18 protein-coding genes are annotated in these 20,599 nt (G+C 58.2%); 8 read left to right on the top strand and 10 right to left on the bottom strand.

Annotated elements, in window-relative coordinates; all coding sequences use genetic code 11:
- Positions 1–28: 28 nt before the first annotated feature.
- Positions 29–1,111, bottom strand: coding sequence for a bifunctional transcriptional activator/DNA repair enzyme AdaA (locus KGB18_RS24495; protein ID WP_223570627.1), 1,083 nt, complete (start codon positions 1,109–1,111; stop codon positions 29–31).
- 124 nt (positions 1,112–1,235) lie between these two features.
- Here KGB18_RS24495 and KGB18_RS24490 point away from each other — a divergent pair, with 124 nt between their 5' ends.
- Positions 1,236–1,649, top strand: a complete 414-nt coding sequence (locus KGB18_RS24490; RefSeq protein ID WP_201060286.1) for a VOC family protein — start codon at positions 1,236–1,238, stop codon at positions 1,647–1,649.
- 3 nt (positions 1,650–1,652) lie between these two features.
- Here KGB18_RS24490 and KGB18_RS24485 read toward each other — a convergent pair whose 3' ends face one another.
- Both KGB18_RS24485 and KGB18_RS24480 read right to left on the bottom strand, forming a co-directional pair.
- Positions 1,653–2,273, bottom strand: coding sequence for a LysE family translocator (locus KGB18_RS24485; protein WP_201060287.1), 621 nt, complete (start codon positions 2,271–2,273; stop codon positions 1,653–1,655).
- Positions 2,274–2,614: 341 nt separating this feature from the next.
- On the bottom strand, positions 2,615–2,905 hold the full coding sequence (locus KGB18_RS24480) for a hypothetical protein (protein ID WP_123720479.1): 291 nt from the start codon (positions 2,903–2,905) through the stop codon (positions 2,615–2,617).
- 406 nt (positions 2,906–3,311) lie between these two features.
- Here KGB18_RS24480 and KGB18_RS24475 point away from each other — a divergent pair, with 406 nt between their 5' ends.
- The 6 genes from KGB18_RS24475 to KGB18_RS24450 all read left to right on the top strand — a co-directional run bounded on the left by KGB18_RS24475 (position 3,312) and on the right by KGB18_RS24450 (position 9,640).
- Entirely contained in the window at positions 3,312–3,809 is a 498-nt protein-coding gene (locus KGB18_RS24475; RefSeq protein WP_223570626.1) for a spore coat U domain-containing protein, read from the top strand.
- 192 nt (positions 3,810–4,001) lie between these two features.
- Complete coding sequence (locus KGB18_RS24470) at positions 4,002–4,502, top strand: spore coat U domain-containing protein (protein ID WP_410003840.1); 501 nt, start codon at positions 4,002–4,004, stop codon at positions 4,500–4,502.
- 213 nt (positions 4,503–4,715) lie between these two features.
- Entirely contained in the window at positions 4,716–5,195 is a 480-nt protein-coding gene (locus tag KGB18_RS24465; RefSeq protein ID WP_223570625.1) for a spore coat U domain-containing protein, read from the top strand.
- Between the two features lie 44 nt (positions 5,196–5,239).
- Positions 5,240–6,028, top strand: coding sequence for a molecular chaperone (locus tag KGB18_RS24460; protein WP_223570624.1), 789 nt, complete (start codon positions 5,240–5,242; stop codon positions 6,026–6,028).
- A gap of 235 nt (positions 6,029–6,263) precedes the next feature.
- On the top strand, positions 6,264–8,618 hold the full coding sequence (locus tag KGB18_RS24455) for a fimbria/pilus outer membrane usher protein (RefSeq protein ID WP_223570677.1): 2,355 nt from the start codon (positions 6,264–6,266) through the stop codon (positions 8,616–8,618).
- A 74-nt stretch (positions 8,619–8,692) separates the two neighbouring features.
- Positions 8,693–9,640 carry a spore coat protein U domain-containing protein gene (locus KGB18_RS24450; RefSeq protein WP_223570676.1) on the top strand — a complete coding sequence of 316 codons (948 nt, stop codon included), beginning with the start codon at positions 8,693–8,695 and terminating at the stop codon, positions 9,638–9,640.
- Between the two features lie 69 nt (positions 9,641–9,709).
- Here KGB18_RS24450 and KGB18_RS24445 read toward each other — a convergent pair whose 3' ends face one another.
- The 3 genes from KGB18_RS24445 to KGB18_RS24435 form a co-directional block, all read right to left on the bottom strand.
- Positions 9,710–10,885, bottom strand: a complete 1,176-nt coding sequence (locus tag KGB18_RS24445) for a PAS domain-containing sensor histidine kinase (protein ID WP_123720485.1) — start codon at positions 10,883–10,885, stop codon at positions 9,710–9,712.
- Positions 10,886–11,080: 195 nt separating this feature from the next.
- Complete coding sequence (locus KGB18_RS24440) at positions 11,081–11,293, bottom strand: DUF1059 domain-containing protein (protein ID WP_008074349.1); 213 nt, start codon at positions 11,291–11,293, stop codon at positions 11,081–11,083.
- A gap of 154 nt (positions 11,294–11,447) precedes the next feature.
- Positions 11,448–14,552: a hypothetical protein gene (locus KGB18_RS24435; RefSeq protein ID WP_223570623.1), complete on the bottom strand. Its 3,105-nt coding sequence runs from the start codon at positions 14,550–14,552 to the stop codon at positions 11,448–11,450.
- A 283-nt stretch (positions 14,553–14,835) separates the two neighbouring features.
- Between KGB18_RS24435 and KGB18_RS24430 the strand changes: the two genes are divergently transcribed.
- Positions 14,836–15,423, top strand: coding sequence for a LysE family translocator (locus KGB18_RS24430; RefSeq protein WP_223570622.1), 588 nt, complete (start codon positions 14,836–14,838; stop codon positions 15,421–15,423).
- A 94-nt stretch (positions 15,424–15,517) separates the two neighbouring features.
- Here the strand turns inward: KGB18_RS24430 and KGB18_RS24425 are convergent, their stop codons facing one another.
- The 4 genes from KGB18_RS24425 to KGB18_RS24410 form a co-directional block, all read right to left on the bottom strand.
- Positions 15,518–16,351 carry an AraC family transcriptional regulator gene (locus KGB18_RS24425; RefSeq protein ID WP_123720488.1) on the bottom strand — a complete coding sequence of 278 codons (834 nt, stop codon included), beginning with the start codon at positions 16,349–16,351 and terminating at the stop codon, positions 15,518–15,520.
- A 34-nt stretch (positions 16,352–16,385) separates the two neighbouring features.
- Positions 16,386–16,889, bottom strand: coding sequence for a VOC family protein (locus tag KGB18_RS24420; protein ID WP_123720489.1), 504 nt, complete (start codon positions 16,887–16,889; stop codon positions 16,386–16,388).
- A 131-nt stretch (positions 16,890–17,020) separates the two neighbouring features.
- Positions 17,021–19,510, bottom strand: a complete 2,490-nt coding sequence (locus KGB18_RS24415; protein ID WP_223570621.1) for a TonB-dependent siderophore receptor — start codon at positions 19,508–19,510, stop codon at positions 17,021–17,023.
- 102 nt (positions 19,511–19,612) lie between these two features.
- The coding region (locus KGB18_RS24410) for a FecR domain-containing protein (RefSeq protein ID WP_223570620.1) at positions 19,613–20,599 on the bottom strand (987 nt) is incomplete at its 5' end.

The raw sequence follows: 20,599 nt of genomic DNA, 5'->3' as shown, positions 1-20,599 counted from the left end.
ACTTTTTTTTGAATAAACGGTGGAGTGATCAGAATGCGAGTTGTTGGGTGATTTGCACCGCGGCGCTTTCCAGCCTGAGCAGAAACGCCTTGCGCGGTTGTCCTCCACCATAGCCGGTCAATGAGCCATCTGCACCGATCACCCGGTGACAGGGCAAGATAATCGCCAAGCGGTTTTGTCCGTTGGCCAGCCCCACGGCGCGACTGGCGCCGGGCTTGCCGAGTTGTGCGGCGATGGCGCCATAAGTAGTGGTCTGGCCGTAGGGGATCTTCATCAGTTCGGCCCATACCTGCCGGGCGAAAGCGCTGCCGGGCAGATGTAGTGGCACGTTGAATTCGGTTCGTTTACCAGCGAAGTATTGCGCCAGTTCTTCTTCGATCTGCTGCAGATGTCCGTTATGCCCGGGGGCCACGGCGTAACCATACCGGTTCTGCAGTTCTTCGATTTCCTTGGTCAGTGCCGGTCGATCGAGAAACTCCAGCAGCACCAGACCACGCTGTTCGGCCATGGCGATCATCGGCCCTAGCGGTGTGGTCAGCCGAGTGAACAGCAGTGGCTCGCTGTGGGCGGCACGGCCGGGCGTGATATGGAACGATTTTTGAAACGCATCGCGAAAGCCGCTCAGGGATTCGTAGCCGGAGTCGAACGCGGCGTTGTCGATGGATTCGCCCTGTTTGATGCCGCCCAAGGCCATGCCAAGGCGTCGGGTACGCAGCCAGGCGTGAAAGGTCATGCCGAAATGCTGCTTGAACCAGCGGCGCAATTTCAGCGGCTCGATGCCCTCGGCGAGCAATTGGGCATCGGTCCAGCGCAGGTCGGGGTCGGCGTCCACGGATTTGAGCAGTCGCTGCACCCAGTCCGGCGCGATGGCTTTGGCGTCCAACGGCTTGCAACGCAGGCATGCCCGATAGCCCGCCGACATCGCCTCATCGGCATGGGCAAAGAACTCGACGTTTTCCGGCTTCGGTTTACGCGCCGTACAGCCGGGGCGGCAGAAAATGCCAGTGGTTTTGACCGCGGTAAAGAACACCCCCTCGTAGGCGGTGTCGCGTTCGAGCATGGCGCGAACCATCTCGGCGTGGGGCGGAAGCGCAGCGTTTTGTAGGTTCATGGACTGAGCATATGCCGCGTCGCCCGGCGCCTCCACCGGAAAATCGACAGTGAATTTTTGTGGCTGAGCTACAGTCATCGGGTCACCGATAATCCTGTAAACGATATTTTCAGGAATCTTCCTAATGCAACCGTTCACGATCAAACACATCGATCACATCGTCCTGCGCGTCAAGGATCTCGAACGAAGCATCACTTTTTACGGCGAGGTATTCGGCGCCGAACTGGTCAAGCGCCGTGACGATCTGGGCATGGTGCATTTGCGTGCGGGCACCTCGATGATTGACCTCGTCGACATCCACGGTGAACTCGGCCGCAAGGGCGGTGCTGCCGCTGGCAACGAACGGCGCAACGTCGATCACTTCTGCCTGCGCATTGAACCGTTCGACGAGGAAGCGCTGGTCAGTCACTTGCAGTCCTTCGGCCTGACACCCGAGAAAGCCGCGGTGCGTTTCGGTGCCGAAGGCCACGGGCTGTCGATCTATTGCTTTGATCCGGACGGCAATCAGGTCGAACTGAAAGGGCCGTCTCAAGGGTAAAGATCAGGCCCGTTTCGCCATCAACAACACCGAAGCTGCTGCCGACAACAATCCCGCGCAGCAACGGTTGAATATCCGCTTGCCCCGTGGTTCGGCGAACCAGCGGCGCATGTGCAGGCCCATGTAGGCGTAGGCGCTGATGGCGATCCATTCCAGCATCAGGAACAACGCACCGAGCACGACGAATTGCGCGGCAATCGGTCGAGTCGGGTCGACGAACTGGGGCAGGAATGCGGTGAACAGCAAGATAGCCTTGGGATTACCCGCCGCCACCAGAAACTCCTGCCGCGCCAGAGCCAGGATCCCCATCGACTTGCCGGTGATGTGCTGTTCGGCCTCGGGATTGGCGCGCCACAGTTGCCACGCCAGGTACAACAAGTAAGCGGCGCCAATGATTTTGATCGCGTAGAACAGCCATTCCGAGGTTTGCAGCACCACCGACAACCCGGCGGCGGCCAGCGCGATCATCCCGGCAAAGGCCAGCAAGCGTCCGACGCCGGCCACGCAGGCGCGACGATAGCCGTAGCGGGTGGCGTTGCTGACCGACAGCAGATTGTTCGGGCCGGGGGCCATGTTCAGGGCGAAGCAGGCCGGGAGAAACAGGGTGAGGGTGGCGAGGTCCATGACGACGGCTCCAGTAACGAGAGCCGCATTTTTATCATGAGTGACGAGTGGGCCGGCCCATACAGCGGTGAGCGCAAATCGCCGTACACTTGTGCCGGGTTGGTCAAGGCAAATGCCAGTTGGTTAGCGCAATCCATGTGGGAGCGGGCTTGCTCGCGAAAGCGGTGTGTCAGGCAACATTAATGTTGGCAGATACTCCCTCTTCGCGAGCAGCCCGCTCCCACAGGGATCTCCTTCATGATTCAGGTTGGGAGAAAAACAGAGGACAGACCACGACTGCCCGGCATTTGCCTTAAATCGCGGTCTGTCCCTTTTTATGTGAGATCAACTGGAAAGGCACGCTATTTGATCTGCACAATCACCGGACCTTCCGTCACGATCGGCGGGTTCGCGCGGATATTCGAGGCATTTTTCTGAATCCAGTCGCGCGCGACTTTCAAGCTCGCATCGCTGCCGGCCTTGTCCGTGCAAACAGTCACCGCCGTACCGCCATCACCCGTATTCAGCAGTGTGTAACTTACCAGGCCAGGCACTGTCCGCAGGGTAGCTTCGACGTCGTCCTTGCGCTGTTCTAAAAGATCGAACAGCTGCTTTGCTCCAGCACCCAGGTAGGTTCTTATAACCGCATACATGGTCGTCTCCTTTAGGAGTTACCGTCTTGATGCCAATCCAGATCCGCTAATGGCCGCTATCACTCAGGTTTCAGTTCGTCCCGATTTAATCAGCTTAGCCAAACGCCCGGCGGCGAGCGAAATGCAACGACCACCGGCCACTTTTGGCTGAAAGAGAACCTGTGTTGCCCGTTCAATATGTGTCTGTCTCTGGAGGTATTGCCCGAAAACTCACGTGTGAGGTTCGGATGTGAACTACGCTTCGGATTCCAGGTTGAACGGTCAGGTTCTTTCAGGGTATTGAAAAAACCTGACCGTTCCCTAGGTACTACAGGGAGTTATCGCCATGACGTTCTTGCATTGCACGCAATCCTCCTCACATCCCCGTTGGGATGGTAGCGATACTCTGGTAGGCAAGGAGACTCGGATGCGGCGCAATAGGGTCGTTCTTGCCGGTGTCGGCATCCTGGGGACTTTCGCACTCAGTCTATTGTCCACTCAGGCCATTTCTGCCACCGCCACCGCAACGTTCGCCGTCTCCGCGAGCATCGTGGCCGGTTGCGGGATCACGGCTTCTCCCTTGGCCTTCGGCGCCTATACAGGCGTGCAAGCCGATGCCGAATCCAGCCTCTCGGTCAACTGCACCAACACGACGGCCTACAGTGTCGGCCTCGGCGCCGGGACGAGCGGCGGGACCGCGACAGCCCGGCAGATGTCCGGCACTCCCGCAGGTATCCTGTTCTATGCGCTGTACTCGGACGTCACGCGGGCGATCAATTGGGGTGACACCGGCGGCACTGGCCTCATAACCGGAACCGGCAGTGGCTCCGCCCAGGTGATCCCGGTCTATGGTCGGGTAGCAGCGGGGCAGCTTAGTCCACCGGGTACGTATGCCGACACAATGACGGCTACCGTCACCTTTTGACCTTAAAGACCGTGGTCAAGCACGGTTCTTTCCTTCAGAAATCCTGCCGATACCCTGATACAGACGAAATATGCCCCTTCGTCGCAAAGGTGCGGATTTGACGTGTTGTTTCCCCCTTGGATGCTAACCTCAGCCTGCGAATAACCCCTTAAAAGGAATGGGAATTTGAATGGGCTCGGGGTTTTGGCGGTCATGAGCACGATGTTCAGTGCGACTGTATCGGCCGCGCAGTTTCAGGTTGAGGTCCGGGTCAATGTGCAGCGCGGTTGCCAGTTGGTTGGCCAACAGCGCGAGGCGGGTGTCGAGCAATTGGGCGTCCTCGACTTCGGCACCACCGCCCGCCTGGACGATCCGGCCGGACCATTGAGTGCAGCGCTGCTTGACGTACGTGTGCCACGCCTGGAATGCAATCCCGATACCCCTTACCAATTACAAGTCGACGGCGGCCTGCATGGCGGCGTAGGCGAGGTCCGCTATCTGGCGGGCAGCGCAGAGCGCAGCAAACCCATTCCTTATCGCCTCTATCAAGACGCCGCACGGCAGATTCCGCTGCCGGTGAATGTGCTCTTGAATGGACGGGTGCCGGATTCAGGTACGGTGGATTTGCCTCTGTATGCCCGTATCGAACGACTGGCCGAGATCCCCCGCGTCAGCCGTTATTCCGACCTCTTGAAAGTGACCGTGAGCTGGTAACAAGGCATTGACATGGCGATGGCGAATACCCGCGCGATCGTGGCGGGGGTCTATACCGACAGCCTGACGGTCACGCTGGATTGGTAAAACTCAGAGGATGGACATCATGCACATGCTGCACCAAGGATTGGATTTTCTCGTTCTGGTGCCTTACGACCTGTACGCCGACTCTGTCGCCATTGAATTGATCTTCTAGTGCGATGCCGTTCTGCCGTGCCAATTCTGATCTGCGCGACCGGTTTGCCACTGCCGCTGGCGGCGGTGATCAGCCAGAGTTTTCAGGTCAGCGCGACAGTGACGGCGGCATGCCTGGTGAGCGGCGGGGTTTCCAATGACGGCAACCTCGATTTCGGTTCTCAATCGGCGCTGGCGACCAACACCGTGCAAGTGCAATTGAGCGGCGGCGTGCAGTTGCAATGCACGCCGGGCGTGACCCTGAGCATGAGCATCGATGGCGGCCAGTACAACAGCAACGGACGGCACTTGCAGCTCGATGGCGGCAGTGCCCGAGTGGCCTATCAGTTGTTCAGTGACGCGGCGTTCAGTGAGCGCTTGGGCATCGGTCAGAGCGTGGCCGTGGCCTACAGCGATGCGAACGACATCAGATTGCCTATTTACGGACAAGTGCAGTTACCGGGTGATCAGCCCGGGGGGATTTATAGTGATGTGCTGCAGGTGCAGCTGTCGTGGTAGGACGGTCATTCGGATCAAATCTGTCAGGCATAAGGAGTATGCATATGTGTTCACCTTCCCGCAGGTCACCGGCCGCGCGTTGCGCTGTGTTGGCGATGGTCTTGCTGGGCGCGGTCAAGGTGCAGGCGGCCAGTTCGGTGCTGATCTGGCCGATCGATCCGGTGCTTGAGGCCGATCAACAGGCGAGTGCGCTGTGGCTGGAAAATCGCGGCAACGAGACGGCCAATTTGCAAATCCGGGTGTTTGCCTGGAGCCAGAGTGATTTCAGCGATCAGTATCAGAATCAGCGCGATGTCATTGGCAGCCCGCCGGTAGCGAAGATCGAACCCGGGCAGAAGCAACTCGTGCGCCTGACCCGTACCCGCGATATACCGCCGGGGCAGGAGCTGGCCTATCGCATCATTATCGATGAAATCCCCTCGGCCAGACCTGTGACGGCTGAAGACGGCAAAACCGCTGCCGCCATTCGGTTTCAGATGCGCTACTCGGTGCCGCTGTTTGCCTATGGCGCCGGTCTGTGGAGCAAGGAAGACATGATCCGTAAACGCGACCCCAAGGGCGTCGGCGTGCCTGATCTGAGTTGGCGTAAAGTGACGGTCGATGGGCGTTCCTACATGGAAGTACGCAATCAGGGCGCGGTGCATGCCCGACTGACCGATGTCGCGTTCAAGCAGGGCGGTCAGACACGGCCGCTGGTTGAGGGATTGCTCGGTTATGTGCTGCCGGGGGCGATCATGCGCTGGCCGACACCAGAACCGATCACCGCGGATCAGGTATTGCAAGTACGGGTCAATGGCGCGCCGCAGGCTCAGAGTATTGCGCCGGGGCGGTGACAGCCCGGCGATGGAAACAGTGTGGCGAGGGAGCTTGCTGTGGCGAGGGGGCTTGCCCCCGTTCGGCTGCGAAGCAGTCGTAAAATCTGCAGATGCGTTCTACCTGACAAAACGATGTCACCGATTTTAGGGCCGCTCCGCGACCCAACGGGGGCAAGCCCCCTCGCCACAGGTGTTGTGCGCGCCTCTTGATCGCCACAGTAAGGAAATGTCCATTGACGGACGTAAAGCGGTGATGAGCCAGGATCGGGCTCGCAGTATCAAGCCTGCGCTGTGGGCCGCGATTGGCCTGTGCTGTCTGGTATGCGCCCACCACGGCTTGGCGGGTGACCTGCCACCAGCGCCCAGCGGCATGGAGGCGATTGTCGACACGCAATTGTTTCTGGAACTGATAGTCAACCAAATGAACACCGGGCGTGTGATAGCGGTGGAGCAGCGCGGCGGGCGCTTCTTTGTACCGGTCGCGGTGTTGCGCGAAACCGGTATGAAGTTACCGCAAGAGCTCAGCGCCGAGATCGCCCTCGACAGTCTGCAAGGCCTGCATAGCGACTATGACAGTCAGGGTCAACGGCTGTTGCTGAACGTCCCGCCGGACTGGTTGCCGGAGCAGTTTGTCGGTAGCCAGGCGTATCCGCGTACCTCTGCGTTGAGCAGTTTCGGCGCCTTGCTCAACTACGACCTGTACCTCAACGACACCGATGACAGCGGCACCTACCTCGCGGCCTGGAACGAGCTGCGGCTATTCGACAGTTGGGGCACGCTGTCCAACACCGGACAATACCGGCGCACGATTTCCGGAATCAGCAACGACACACTGAACAATGGTTATCGGCGTTACGACACCACCTGGCGTTACTCCGATGACGAACGTCTGCTGACTTACGAGGCGGGCGATCTGGTCAGCGGCGCCTTGCCCTGGAGCAGTTCGGTGCGCCTGGGCGGTGTGCAAGTGTCGCGCGACTTCGGTGTGCGTCCAGACCTGGTGACCTACCCGTTGCCGCAGTTCGCCGGGGAGGCTGCGGTGCCATCCTCGGTGGATTTGTTCATCAACGGTTACAAATCCAGCAGCGCCGAGTTGCAGCCCGGTCCCTACACGTTGACCAACATTCCGTTCATCAACGGGGCCGGCGAAGCGGTGGTGGTCACGACCGATGCCCTCGGCCGACAGGTCTCGACCACCGTGCCGTTCTACGTCACCAGCAACCTGCTGCAAAAAGGCCTGATGGACTTCTCGGTGGCCGCCGGTACCCTGCGCCGTGACTTCGGGATTCGCGATTTCGGTTACGGTCCGGGCGTGACCTCCGGCAGCCTGCGTTACGGTCTGAACGACAGTCTGACCCTCGAAAGCCATGCCGAGGCCTCGGACGCGCTGTCCCTTGGCGGCGTTGGCGGCAACCTGCGCCTGGGCAACTTCGGCGTGCTCAACACGGCGGTCAGTCAAAGCCGTTTCGACGGCAATAGCGGTCAGCAAGTCAGCCTCGGTTATCAGTACAGCAGCCAGCACTACAGCGTTTCTTATCAGCGTATGCAGCGCCGCGACCAGTACGCCGACCTGACCGTTGCCGACAGCCCTTATATCAGCCTCAGCCAGCGTAGCGAGCAGTTGACCCTGAGCGTCAGTCTCAACGGCTGGGGCAGCCTCGGCGCGGGCTATTTCGATGTGCGGGCGGCCGATGATTCGCGCACCCGGTTACTCAATCTGACCTGGAGCAAGCCACTGTGGCGCAATACCAGTTTTTACTTGTCGGCCAATCGAGAGATCGGCGATAGCGACTGGGCGATGCAGGCGCAACTGATCATCCCCTTCGACCTGCGTGGCACCCTGAGTATGAGTGGCGAGCGCAGCAAGACCGGCGAAAGCCGTCAGCGCGTCAATTACAGTCGCGCTGTGCCCAGCGCAGGCGGCGTAGGCTTCAACCTCGGTTATGCCCACGGCGAAGGCCCGGATTATCGTCAGGCCGACCTGACCTGGCGCCTGCAATCGGTGCAACTGCAGGCTGGGGTTTACGGCAACAGTGATGACGAAACCCGCTGGGCCGATGCCAGCGGTTCCTTGGTGTGGATGGATCACCAAGTGTTCGTAGCCAATCGTATTGATGATGCCTTCGTCGTGGTCAGCACCGGTGGATTTGCCGATATTCCGGTGCGTTACGAGAATCAACGGGTGGGCCAGACGGATAAAAATGGCCATCTGCTGGTGCCGTGGAGCAGCGCCTACTATCGCGGCAAATATGAAATCGACCCACTGAACCTGCCGACCAATGTGCAGAGCTCGAATGTCGAACAACGGGTCTCGGTGCGCCGTGGCAGTGGCTACCTGCTGGAGTTTCCTCTGAGCCGGATCATTGCCGCGAGTGTTGTGCTGGTGGATGCGCAGCAACACGAATTGCCCTTGGGCAGCCGCGTGCGGCACGAGCAGAGCGGGGCGTATGCGGTGGTCGGTTGGGACGGGCTGGTCTATCTGGAAAACCTGGAAGAGCACAACGGTTTGCACGTGACCCTGGTCGATGGCCGGACCTGCCAGGCGCAGTTCACGCTGGACATAAAACAGGACCAGGTGCCGTTGATCGGACCGCTGCGGTGTCAATGAAAACGCCAATGAATAGAACAGGGAGACGGGGTGTGCAATTTTCTGATCGATGGCCGGGTAAAGTGGTTGGGCTGATGGCGATTTTTCTGCCGTGTCAGGCTTATGCCTTGTGCGAGGTGGTCAGCACTTCACCGGCCGGCTTTGGCTCGATGAGTTCGATCGCGGTGCGTACCACTTTGCAAACCAGTTCCACCACCCATTCCGGTTTGAGTTGCACCGGTTCGTTGGCATCGTCGCTGGTCAGCGATGATTATTTTTACGCCACCATTACGTCGGCAACTGCAGGGGCGGTCGGGCCAACCAGTGATGTGATTGGTTACACGCTGTTTGCCAACAACAGCACCAGCTATCCGATCACTCGCGGCGTAGCGTTCGACTTCGCCCGACACTCGATCATCGATGACCTCGGCCTGCTTTCCAATCCAGCGGTTGCCAAGGCCGTGCCGATCTACCTGAATACGATTATCGGCAGCAACGTGGCTGCCGGGATTTACTCTGAAACCCTGAACATTTTCTGGAACTGGGATTATTGCCATGATTATGGTGGAGGCGGCAGTTGTCAGGGGCGAGACATCAACAGCGGTTCCACCAGCCTGACTGTCAATATGACCGTGGACAACGATTGCACGATCACTGCGCCGAACATCAGCTTTGGCAGCGCCTCGGTAATCAGTTCCTTCGCCACCGTCACTGGCCAGACGATCAACCTGGCCTGCACCAAGGGCAGTGCCTACACGGTGGGGCTGGACGATGGTCAACATGCTGTCGGCGTGGGCGGGCGAAGGCGGATGATCTCGGGCAGCAATTACCTGGCTTACGACCTCTTCAAGAGCGCCGGAACCACCCGTTGGGGCAGCGTCAGCACGGCCCGCCGCGCCAGCTCCGATGCCGAGGTCAACCCCGGCAACGGCCTGGGCACCGGCAGCCAGATTTTCAACTATAACGCCAAAATCTACACTGACCAGAGCACGCCGCCACCGGGAACCTATCTGGACAGTGTGGTACTGGATGTGGGTTTTTAGAAAGAACCTGAATATAGGACTGCGACCGTCGTGGTAGCTGGCGCCGGGCTCAGTGAACGTCAATCCAGGCTACTTTAAGGTGCGAGGAAAGGTTGCAGTGAATGTCGTTCCGTTCGTTAGAGAAGATGCTACAACCACTTCGCCGTAGTGCGCCCTTGCGATCTCACGAACAATGAACAAGCCCAACCCGACACTTCTAAGTTCAGCATTGTCATGACTGCCACGGATCATCGGCTCGAACAGGTCCTTGAGCAACTCCAGCGGTATGGGTGTGCCGAGGTTGTGCACCGTAATGATGATAGTTTGGTCTTCGAAGCGCGAAGAAACGGTAACTTCGCTATCGGCAGCACCGTAGGCTACTGCATTGGCGACCAGGTTGCCGATGAGCTGATACAGCCGATCACTGTCGGCAGTAAAGTCACCTTGTCCATAACGCAGGTGGGTCAACTCATGCCCGGGGAACGCCAGACTCAACTCGTCCAGGCAGTCGGCCACCAGTTCGTGTAGGTCGACTGGTTTGGGCAGGACTTCGATACCTCGCCCGACCTGCGTCAAGGTGAAATCCAGCAGATCGGCCACCAGACGCTGTGCGCGCTCTGCCGAGTGGGCGATGTGGCCAAGTATTTGTGCTTGTTTAGCATCCATCTCTCTGCGGCCCAGCAGTTCCGTTGCCATTTTTATCGCCGACAAAGGGTTTCGCAGGTCATGACTGACAATCCCGATAAGTTGCTCGGCAAACAGGGCCCTGTCTTCAGCCGCGGCGTAAGTAATGCGCAGTTTGTCTTGGGTAATATCCATTACCCGTTGATCCTTGAGGTGTTTTGCCAGATGTCTTTCGGCAAGCATTCGGGCATTGAGCAGCTCACGCTCGTACCTTTGCCGATCTTCGACTTTGAACAGTGTCATTTCATGAAATATGCCAGCAGAATTCTCACAGCGAATAGCGCTGAGCATCATCGGAATTGAATGTCCGTTGTAGTGAACGAGATCGAACTTGACATCAGCGATCACGCCCTGGATTTGCATAAGAGGGGTCCAGTACGTCCTGTGAAACATCCTCCCTTCAAGACTCATCAGGTCTTGGATGTGACGACCGAGCAGCTCTGTCCTGCGGTAGCCAATCCAGCGGCAGAAGGTGAGGTTGACCTGTGCGATCTGGCCATTTTCTGCGGTAAGCAGTAAGCCACAATCAGCTTCGTCGAAGAGGATTTCAGAACCGGGCAGCGAATCGTCATCTGCTGGCATTTGTATTCACTGACCAATGGGGCCGATATCTGGAAAATTATAGACACCACTCGCGTAAGGGGCCTAAAAACTGAGAATAATTTGGCCAAACTTCCCACCTCATTTGCAGGAAACAAGGGACAGACCACGATTGCTCGGCATATACCTGAAATCGTGTCTGTCCCTTTTTTTTGTTCCCGCAGGAGGATCTCCTTATCAAGCGGGACGCGGTGCTTCAACAGGTGGGGTGCCGTCGTGAAACATCGTCTTCAGTTGAGCACGCAGCTCCGGTGAATCGGTGTGCTTGTGAACGCTGACCGCATGCTGTGCGGCGGCCTCGAGCAGTTCGTTTTCAGAGTCCGCAGACAGTGCGACCGAGCATTTGGAATCGCTTGGAAACTCGCGGCAGTCGATGTATTTACGCGCCATGATCTTGTCCTCCCTACGATGAAGGCAGGCCGTGGCCTGCGTGAACGATCACTCGACGCGCCACCCCATATATCAAACACGATTGCAGGTCGCTTCGAGTGTGCCCATAGAGTATAGGCCCGTCACAAGGCGCATCGTGGCAGTCTTGCAACGACTAAATGCGGCTGGCGGCGTTTTGCGCCTCGATTACGACCAGGGCTTCCAATGACTGGATGTGATCTGTCGACTCTTTACCGTACCTTGCATCGGCGTAAGACATACGGCTGTTGCTCATGTAGGTTCGCAACAGCTCACTTAGCCCCTCTTTACCGATCAAGACGTTCAGATCCTTGGCCCCGTCAAGTTCGATGGTGGTTTCAATTACCGCAGTGCTGTAGAGCTCTTCCAGTATTTTGTCAGGCACGTTGGGTAATTTGGTTGTCGTGTCGATGAACAGGTTCACAACTTGCCTGGCCGTACTGATCGTGGCGTCGTTGAACAGTGCGCGGCCCTGGTTCACCGCGGATACGGTCTTGGCGATTTCGATTGCGGAGCCGCTGTTTTGTACGGCCTTGACCAGGTCGTAAGCCCCGGCGGCACCGGTCAATCGGCGCAACTGAAAGACCCCCAGCCGTGTGGCGGACTGGCCAAAGTGGCCGAGTCTCAGCGCACTTTTGCCGATCAGTTTGGCGCCGCCGTAGGCCAGTTGCGGAATGCCGTCCAGAGGATTGAACAGCGACAGGACAAAACTCCCGCCGACTTTGCCCAAATTCAGCAATTTGGAACTACTCGCGGCTGCTTTAAAGAAGACGCCGGCCGCTCCCACGAAGGAGAACAGCAACGTCGTTGCATCCATCACACAGCTGAACAATGCGCCACTGCGACGATCCGGATTACCCGAGGCGAGTCCTTCAATACATTCTTTGAACGGGATGATGATGTTGAGAACAGTGTCGAAAATCTTCTCAAAATTTTCCCCGCTCTGTTCGATGTCGGTTTTGTCGTAGCCCATTGCGTAAAAATGATCGTAAGTCATCGGAGGATTGTGTTGTGCAATCAGTTCACTGATGTCACGGAACCGCCCGGAGTTGAAACTTTGCATCGGGCTGCGCAGGGAAGTTGCTGAGTCGCGCATGTCGTTGAATTGGCCAAAGCGTTCCAGGAGGACACCCTCAGCGTTCAGCACCGAGTCGTTGGTGAGTTCCGAGCCTTTGAAATAAGTCCGATAGTCAATGTGCGCACCGTACACATAGGTCTGCTTCTTGAAACCATCAGCATCATCCGGGGAGTCCCCGAGCCAGATCCAGTTGTCATTGAGCTGCTGGGTCAGGGCTTCATTTTGCCGACACAGACCTTGCAGCGGGAACAGTTCATAGGCACGGACTTCGCTGTTGAACCTGGAAACAATCAAAATGCCAAACGGCGCTCTGATGTTGCGCTCGGCCCCGAAGATCAGTCCGTGATTATCGGGAGGGGTGGATTGGGTCACATGATAAAGCGCCAGTTGGCCATATTCGATGGCAATCCGGTCCTCTACCTTTAATCGCGACATGGCCAGACGCAGAACTGTCGCGATCCCCGTTTTATAGGGGGCGTACTGCCTTTCGAGTTGTCTGGCATACAGATCGTTGGCAGGCTCCAGATTCAGAACCGCCGTCGCGACCGAATGGTTATAGGCGGTCAATTGGCGTGCCAGATACAGATCAAGCAGGGAGTTTTCTATGCCAGAGTAGGCGGTGGCAAGTTTGGTTGCGGGATTGATGCCCAATTCCAGTATCGCGGCTTTTGCCAGTGCCCTGCGGCTCACAGGTGGGGTGGTAATGCTTTTAAGGGCATCGCTCATAGTGTCAATGAATGCGTTGTATTGGGTCGTGGCGTGTTTGACGATTTGTTCCGTTGGCAGGTCGTCAGCGCCTTCCAGTTCAAGCCCATTGATCATCGCCCAATCCAGCACGCACTTCACCATGATCACGCCTTGCAGCGTGCGTTGTTCGGTGCTGGTTGGCGAGATGGCCCCCAGTTCCATCAACATCTCGTATGACAAGGCGCGGGATAACCCGGGAGCGATGCTTTCAGCGAGAAGAACCGATTTGCGCAACATCACCCAGCCAGGGGAACCAATCTGCAAGGCCTGCGGTGTTTGCACCAGAAACTCCGGTGCCAGCCCGGCGAGTATCAGTTGCAATGCCAAGGGCACGGCCGTCGGGTTAACGCGCCGAAATCCGCTGAAGTGCGCAGTCAAATATTGTCGTACATCGTAGGTATTCGCCTGTACGTTGTGGGAGGCATAAAGACTGGAGGAGCAGAAACTGTGGTTTCTATCGGCTGTACCCAAAGCAAAGTCCAGCATGATGGCTGCAACCAGCAAACTGCTGCGTTGCTCAGGGGACAAGGGGGCGGTAGAAGCACTTTGCGGGTGCAATGTATCGAAGCAGGATTGGGCGAAGGTTTTTGCCACGGGCGTCTCGATCAGCAGTTCCCAACTCAGACTCGGCTCTTCCTGCAAAAATGCGGCGGATCTATCACCGAGAATGGCATCGGTCAGGTAATTGATCAGCGGTTCAACGGGTTTTCCTGCGTCGTAAAATAGTTTGGATGTTTCATGATGAATAATGTGGCGCTGGTCCTCTTCGATGACCAAGGTGGTTTCATTCGTTTCGTTGGAAATGCCACACCAATAGTTGCCATGCTTTGGTGGTTCAGGCAGCGATAGTTTCAGTAAGGTAATCAGGTTTTCAACATGCTCGGCGGTCTTCGGCACATCCAGTTGATGGAAGCGAAGCCAGTTAACGAGAGGCACATGTTTTTTCGAAGAAACAATACCGCCGGTAAGTTTTGCCGCTTTCACCAGAAGCTCAATGTCGGCATTGAGTGTGGAAATGGCAGTGACTACATCAGTGACATCGACGTGTGAAATATAAACATCAGAGATGGATGAGGTGTCTGGCACCTGAAGAATAGCGCCGCTGTCCGTGACCAGAATCCACTCTTCATCGCTCGGGCCAAAAGGGCCGGAGAGCCCCGCAAAATCGGGTTGCATGATCAGCCGCTGAAGTAGCGTGCTTGCCGCCTGGTGGTTTTTTTCGAAGTGGCTGTCTTCGACAATTTCGACGATCACTTGCGTAATGTCGACAAAATTATCTGCAGGATTATCGGAGAGAAATGCTTGCTGCCCGATCTGCGAGTCAAGTATTGACTTCAATGTTTCAGCAATGGCTTGACGTTCTTTAATATTGCCGGAAACGGGTAGGGAGGCGAATAAGTTCAGCGGGTTGTTCATGAGGTTTTCATCCATCCTTGGTATTGGTTTGTTAAAGTTTTGTTAAGTGATTCATTGATCGGTCAGCCTGTTTCTGAGGCGGCGAAACTATATATCGAGTTTTTATTTGGTTGGCATATGTTTGTTATCAAGTTGTGTAAGAGGTAAATGAAAGTTGGCGGGTTGTGTTCTTTCGCTGAGCATTGACTGTTCATGGAAGGGGCGAGGGCAGTTTTCTTCAATACCGGGCGCCGGGCGCTGGTTACCGTCAGCGTTGTGTTCCTTGAATTGAAGCAGGTGTGTGATGAGTCTGATTGTTTCGATGGCAGCGTTTGCGCTGGCGGCTTCGATTACACCGGGACCGGTGAACATTGTGGCGTTGAGTTCGGGGGCGCAGTTCGGTTTCCGCGCGAGCCAGCGGCATGTGGCTGGGGCGACCTTGGGGTTTGTTCTGCTGTTGGTACTGATGGGACTGGGTTTGCAAGAGGTGTTGCAGCGTTGGCCGGCGCTGACGCGGGTGGTGCAATGGGCGGGGGTGGCGTTTCTGTTGTTCATGGCTTTCAAATTGGCCACTGACAACGGTCAACTCGATGCCAAGGAGTCGGGGCGCGCGCCGTCGATGCTGTATGGCGCGGTGATGCAATGGCTCAACCCGAAAGCCTGGCTGGCCTGCGTGGCGGGGATGGGCGCGTTTGTCGCCGACGGTGAGGCGCGGCTGGTTTGGCAGTTTGCGGTGGTGTATCTGGTGATCTGCTACTTGTCGGTGGGTTGCTGGGCGTATGCCGGGACGTTTTTGCGCGGCTATCTAAGCAATCCGGCGGGGATGCGCCTGTTCAATCGGGTCATGGCGTTGCTGCTGGCGGTGAGTGCGGGGTATTTGCTGTTGCCGTAAGTTTGCGATGGTGGTTCCCGGCACAACTCTTATTACCAATGCTTTCCCTGTGGGGCAGTTCCACCCATCAAGGCTTGTGGCGAGGGAGGTTGAGTTAGCCGCGATACTGCCCCGGTGTCGCCGCCAGATGCTGTTTGAACGCGCGCTGAAAATGCGCCTGATCGGCAAACCCCGCTTCCAGCGCCACATCGGCAATCAACTTGCCGCTACGCAGTTGTTCCTGCGCGAACTGGATGCGCCGGTTAACCAGAAACGCATGGGGCGTCATGCCGTAATGCTGTTTGAAGGCACGGATCAGGTACGACGGCGACAGTTGCGCAGCCTCGCAAATGTCCTCGAGCTTGAGCATCTGCGTGCAGTTGTCGCGGATATAGTCGGCGGCCCGTTCCAGCTTGAAATTGGGTTCGCGCAGCGGTTGATCGATGGGGTTGAGCCGCTGTTGCACCTCGGTGAAAAACTCCACCGCCGCGCTGTGCTTGCGCAGCACGTCTTGCTGCTGATCGACCAATATTTCGTACAAATTCTTCAGGCCGGCAAACAGCTCGACGTCACGATTGTGAGTGATGGAAAACCGGCGAAATGCCAAGTCCTGGCTGAAGCCGAGTTGATGCTGCAAATCGGTCAGCCAGGGCGTCTCGACGTACAGCATCAGGTACGACCACGGCTGGTCGTCGATCGGATTGCAGGCATGCACATCGCCCGGATTCATCAGTACCACGGTGCCGGCACTGACCTGAAACTCCGATTGCTCGTGGATATAGGTGCTGCGCCCGGCGGTGATCGCCCCGATAGAAAAATGCGCGTGGGAATGCCGGCTGTAGCAGACCTCGCGACCGTCGGCGATGGAGCGGGCTTCGATGAAGGGCAGGGCGTCGTCACGCCAGAAGCGCGGGGCTTTGTCTGCATCTTTGGCGACGGTGTGCTTCATCCAGGCGTCCTCGGCGGTTGAGCTTTGGAGTGTATTATCTCTCGCCGTCAAAGGCTCGTTGCAGCGTGGCGATGTCGAGTTTTTTCATCTGCAGCATCGCCGCCATGGCGCGCTGGGATTTGGCTGTGTCGGGGTCTTTCATCATGTCCATCAGAACGACCGGCACGATTTGCCACGACACGCCGAATTTATCCTTGAGCCAGCCGCATTGCTGGGCTTCAACGGGACCGCCCGCAGACAGGCGCCCCCAGAAGTGGTCGACTTCTTCCTGAGTGTGGCAATTGACCTGGAATGAGATCGCCTCATTGAACTTGAAAACCGGGCCACCGTTAAGGCCGGTGAAGCTCTGCCCATCGAGTTCGAAACTGACGGTCATTACCGAACCTTCCGGCCGGCCATGGATTTCCTGACCGGCCTTGCCGTAATGGGTGATGCCGGCGATTTTTGAATGATCGAAGATTGCGCAGTAAAACTTCGCGGCTTCCTCGGCCTGATCGTCGAACCAAAGGCAGGGCGTGAGTTTTTGAACGCGGTGCATGGCGGTGCTCCTCTACGGGTTAATCACTCTGGATTATCAGCGTAGTCAGTCCGTCGTCGACCGGTGGCGCCGTAGATCGACAACTCGCAAGAAAACGGCTGCCGATCCTTCGGCAGCGCTTGGGGCCAGGCTCAGAAATCCCACTTGGTCGTCAGTTGCAGGCTGCGCGGTTCGCCGTAGAAACCGGTGCCAAAATTTCCCAACCCCGTGTAGTACGTCTTGTCGAACAGATTCTTGACGTTGACGGTCGCGCTCAGGTGATCGTTGAAGCGATAGCGTGCCATAAGGTCCACCAGGTAGTAGCTGTCCTGGGTGATGCGTGAGTATTGGCCGAAGTTGACGGTGTCGGAGGGGTTGGGCTGGAACACGTTGCCGAAAAACTCGCTTTGCCAGTTCACACCGCCACCGACGGTCAGGTTTTCCCATGTGCCGGGCAGTCGATAGGTGCTGAACACGCGCACCACTTGTTCCGGGGCGGTGGTTTGCAGCACCGAGCCGTAGACGTAATCGCCTTTGGCATCGCGGGTGTGGTTGTAGGTGTAACCGGCCGACAGGTTCCAGCCTTCCATCACTTCACCGGCCAGCTCGAACTCGAAGCCTTTGGTGGTCGCGCCCTGAACGGCGGTGTACACCGACTCGGTCTCGAAGCCGCTGACGTACTGGGCGATGTTGTCCTGTTCAATGCGGAACACCGCGAAACTGGCGTTGAGGCGCCCACCAAAGTATTCGGCCTTGATGCCTGCTTCGTAGCTGTCGCCTTCCACCGGGTCGAGCAGTTTTCGCGCGGCGTCCTTGCTCATTTGTGGCTGATAGATGCTGGTGTAACTGGTGTACAGCGACCAGGTATCGTTGAGGTCGTAGATCAGCCCGGCGTAAGGGGTGACTACGCCAGTCTGGCGGTAGCTGTCACGCACGTCGGGCGTGTTCGGGTCGCTGTAGTCGAGGTGGTCGCTGCCCTTGAAGTCGCTGACCCGGCCGCCGAGGATCACCGACAGATCATCGGTGGGCTTGAGCCGGGTGGCCAGGTAGGCACCGGTCTGGCGCTGGACGATGTCGTTATCGCCAACGCGCGGGATGTCTGGTTTGGGGAACTCGCCGCGCCAGTCGAAGATGCTGCTGTTTAGGGCCGGATAGACCGAGCCGTGCACCGGAATGTCCTGGCGGGCGTTCATCGACATGAAACCGGCGATCAACTCATGCTCGCGACCGAACAGGCTGAAAGGGCCGGCGAGGTTGATGTCGATGTTGTCCTGAACCTGATCGCCCTTGAACTTGCCCATGTACATGAACATGCCGTTACCGGTGACCGGGTCCGGATTGCCGCCGCTGGCCGAGCCGAGCAGGGTGTCGTGCTGGCGGTGTTTGCGGTCGTAGCTGACTTTCAGTGTCCAGTCGTTGGCCAGTCGCTGTTCCACGGAGGCGAAAATTGTCTGGTTGGTGAAGTCGCGACGACTCCAGTCGGTGGCCGGGTTGAAAGAGCGGGAGAAGTTGGTGCGCGAGCCGTCGCTGGAGTACATCGGGAAACCGGTCCAGCTGGCGCCGCGTGAACGGGTATTTTGCTGGTCCATGCCGAAGGTCAGCAGGGTGTCCGGGGTCAGATCGGCTTCGAGGATGCCGTAGGCGATGTCCTTGGTGTTCTGGTAGTGATCCATGTAGGCGCTGCGGTCCTGATAGACCCCGACGAACCGCCCGCGCACGTTGCCGCTTTCGGTCAGCGGGCCGGAAATGTCGCCTTCGCTGCGATAGTTGTCCCAGGAGCCGACCGTGCCAGCAATCGAGGCCTTGAGTTCTTTGGTCGGGCGCTTGCGGATCAGGTTGACGGTGGCCGAGGGATCGCCCGAGCCGGTCATCAGGCCCGTTGCGCCTTTGATGATTTCAACGCGGTCGAAGGTCGCCATGTCGGTGCTGGTGGTGCCGTAATCGTAGACGCCGTCATAGTCGGTGTTGACGCCGTCGTACTGAAAGTTGGTGATCGGCAGGCCGCGACTGGAAAACTCCCAGCGTTCGCTGTCGTAGTTTTGCACGCTGATGCCGGGGGCGCGGCGCAGGGTGTCGGCGATGCTGGTGGAGCCCTGGTCGTCCATTTGCTGACGGGTGATGACGGTCACCGACTGCGGTGTTTCGCGCAGGGACAGCGGCAGGCCGGTGGCCGAAGACGTCGAGCCAGTGGTGTAGGAATGAGTGTCTTCAGTGGTCGCGCCCAGCCCCTGACCGGAAATGTTCGTGGCGTCCAGTTCCAGCGCACCTTGCGATGCGGGCACTGCTTGCAACACATAGCCGCCGTTGCCCTGGGGGCTGGCTTGCAGGCTGCTGCCTTGCAACAGTCGCTGCAACGCTTGCGAGTCGGTGTAGTCGCCATCGAGGCCGGGGCTGCGCTTGCCGGCCGCGAGGTCGTTGTGGCCGGCGAGGAAGACTCCGCTCTGCTCGGCGAAGCGATTGAGTACGCTTGCCAATGGTCCCGCCGCTATCGAGTAATGGCGTGCCCGGGGGCTGGACTGTTCACTGGCGCCCGTGGTGTCTGCTTGAGCGAACGGCGCTGAGAAACTCAGGAATGCGGCCGGCAGGGCCAGCGCCAAGGGGCGCAGGGCAAAACAAGTGCGGGTGAAGGCGTTGCGTGACATGGCGTTCCCTGGAATCAGTTCGATCGGCAATGTGAGTGCTTCTGAGGGGTTAACCGAACGAGAAAGACCAAAGGGAACCGATTGCCGAAAAAAGTTTGCTGCTCAGACTTTCGGGCCGACGCTGACCCACCAAGGGAAGGTCTTTTGCACCTGGATCGGCAATGCCGCTTCCAGCAGGCGCAATGCCTGATCGGTGTCCTTGAGCGGGAACGAACCCATGACCGGCAGCTCGGCGACGACCGGATCGCAGTGCAAATGCCCCGGACGGTAGCGATTCAATTCGTCGATCAACTGGCCCAGTGGCAGGTTGTCTGCCAGCAGCAGGCCATGGCGCCAGGCTTCCCGTGAGGGGCTGGCAGCGGTGCTCAGCGCCATTGCGCTGTCGTTGAACGCCAGTTGCCGACCGGCCTCCACGACCTGCAATGCGCCTTGGCGGGTGCGGACTTCAACCGCACCTTCATAGACGTTCAGCAACGTCTGTCGATCTTCCAGACGAACACTGAAGCGGGTACCCAGTGCCCGCAGTCGCCCTTGGGCGGTTTCCACCAGAAACGGTCGACCGGGGTCCTTGGCGGTGTCGATCAACACTTCGCCGCACTGCAACTGCAGCAAGCGTTGCGTGGCATCGAAGCGGACATTCAGCGCACTCAGTGCATTCAGCCAGATCCGGCTGCCATCGTTGAGCACGGTTTCGCGGGTTTCCCCGGTGCCGGTAGCGAGGTCGGCAGTGAACCGGTCGAGCGTTTCCGGCAGCGGCGTGCCGCGCCAGGCAGCCCACCCCGTCAGGCTGCCAGCGGTGAGGATCAGCAGGCTCTTGAGGGTCTGTCGGCGACTGATTGGCGAGCGGCCGGTGCCGCGCAGGACTTGGCTGACAGCCTGTTGCTCGCTCTCGTGTTGCAATGGAGTGAAGCGCTGGCCGACCCGTTCGATGTAGCGCCAGGCGTCCTGATGGTCAGCACTTTGGGCCAGCCAGGCCTGCCAGCGCAGGCGTTCGTGATCGGCCACTTGTGGGTCGTGGAGTTGCACATACCACTGGGCCGCTTGCTCGAGGCTGGCATGGCTGAGTTTTTTCAAGGGGAGGGCGGGCAT

This window comes from Pseudomonas sp. BF-R-26, from assembly GCF_019947395.1.
GTDB lineage: Bacteria > Pseudomonadota > Gammaproteobacteria > Pseudomonadales > Pseudomonadaceae > Aquipseudomonas > Aquipseudomonas farris.
Note: the sequence above shows the minus strand (reverse complement) of the source record. Positions and strands in the feature narration are given on the sequence as shown.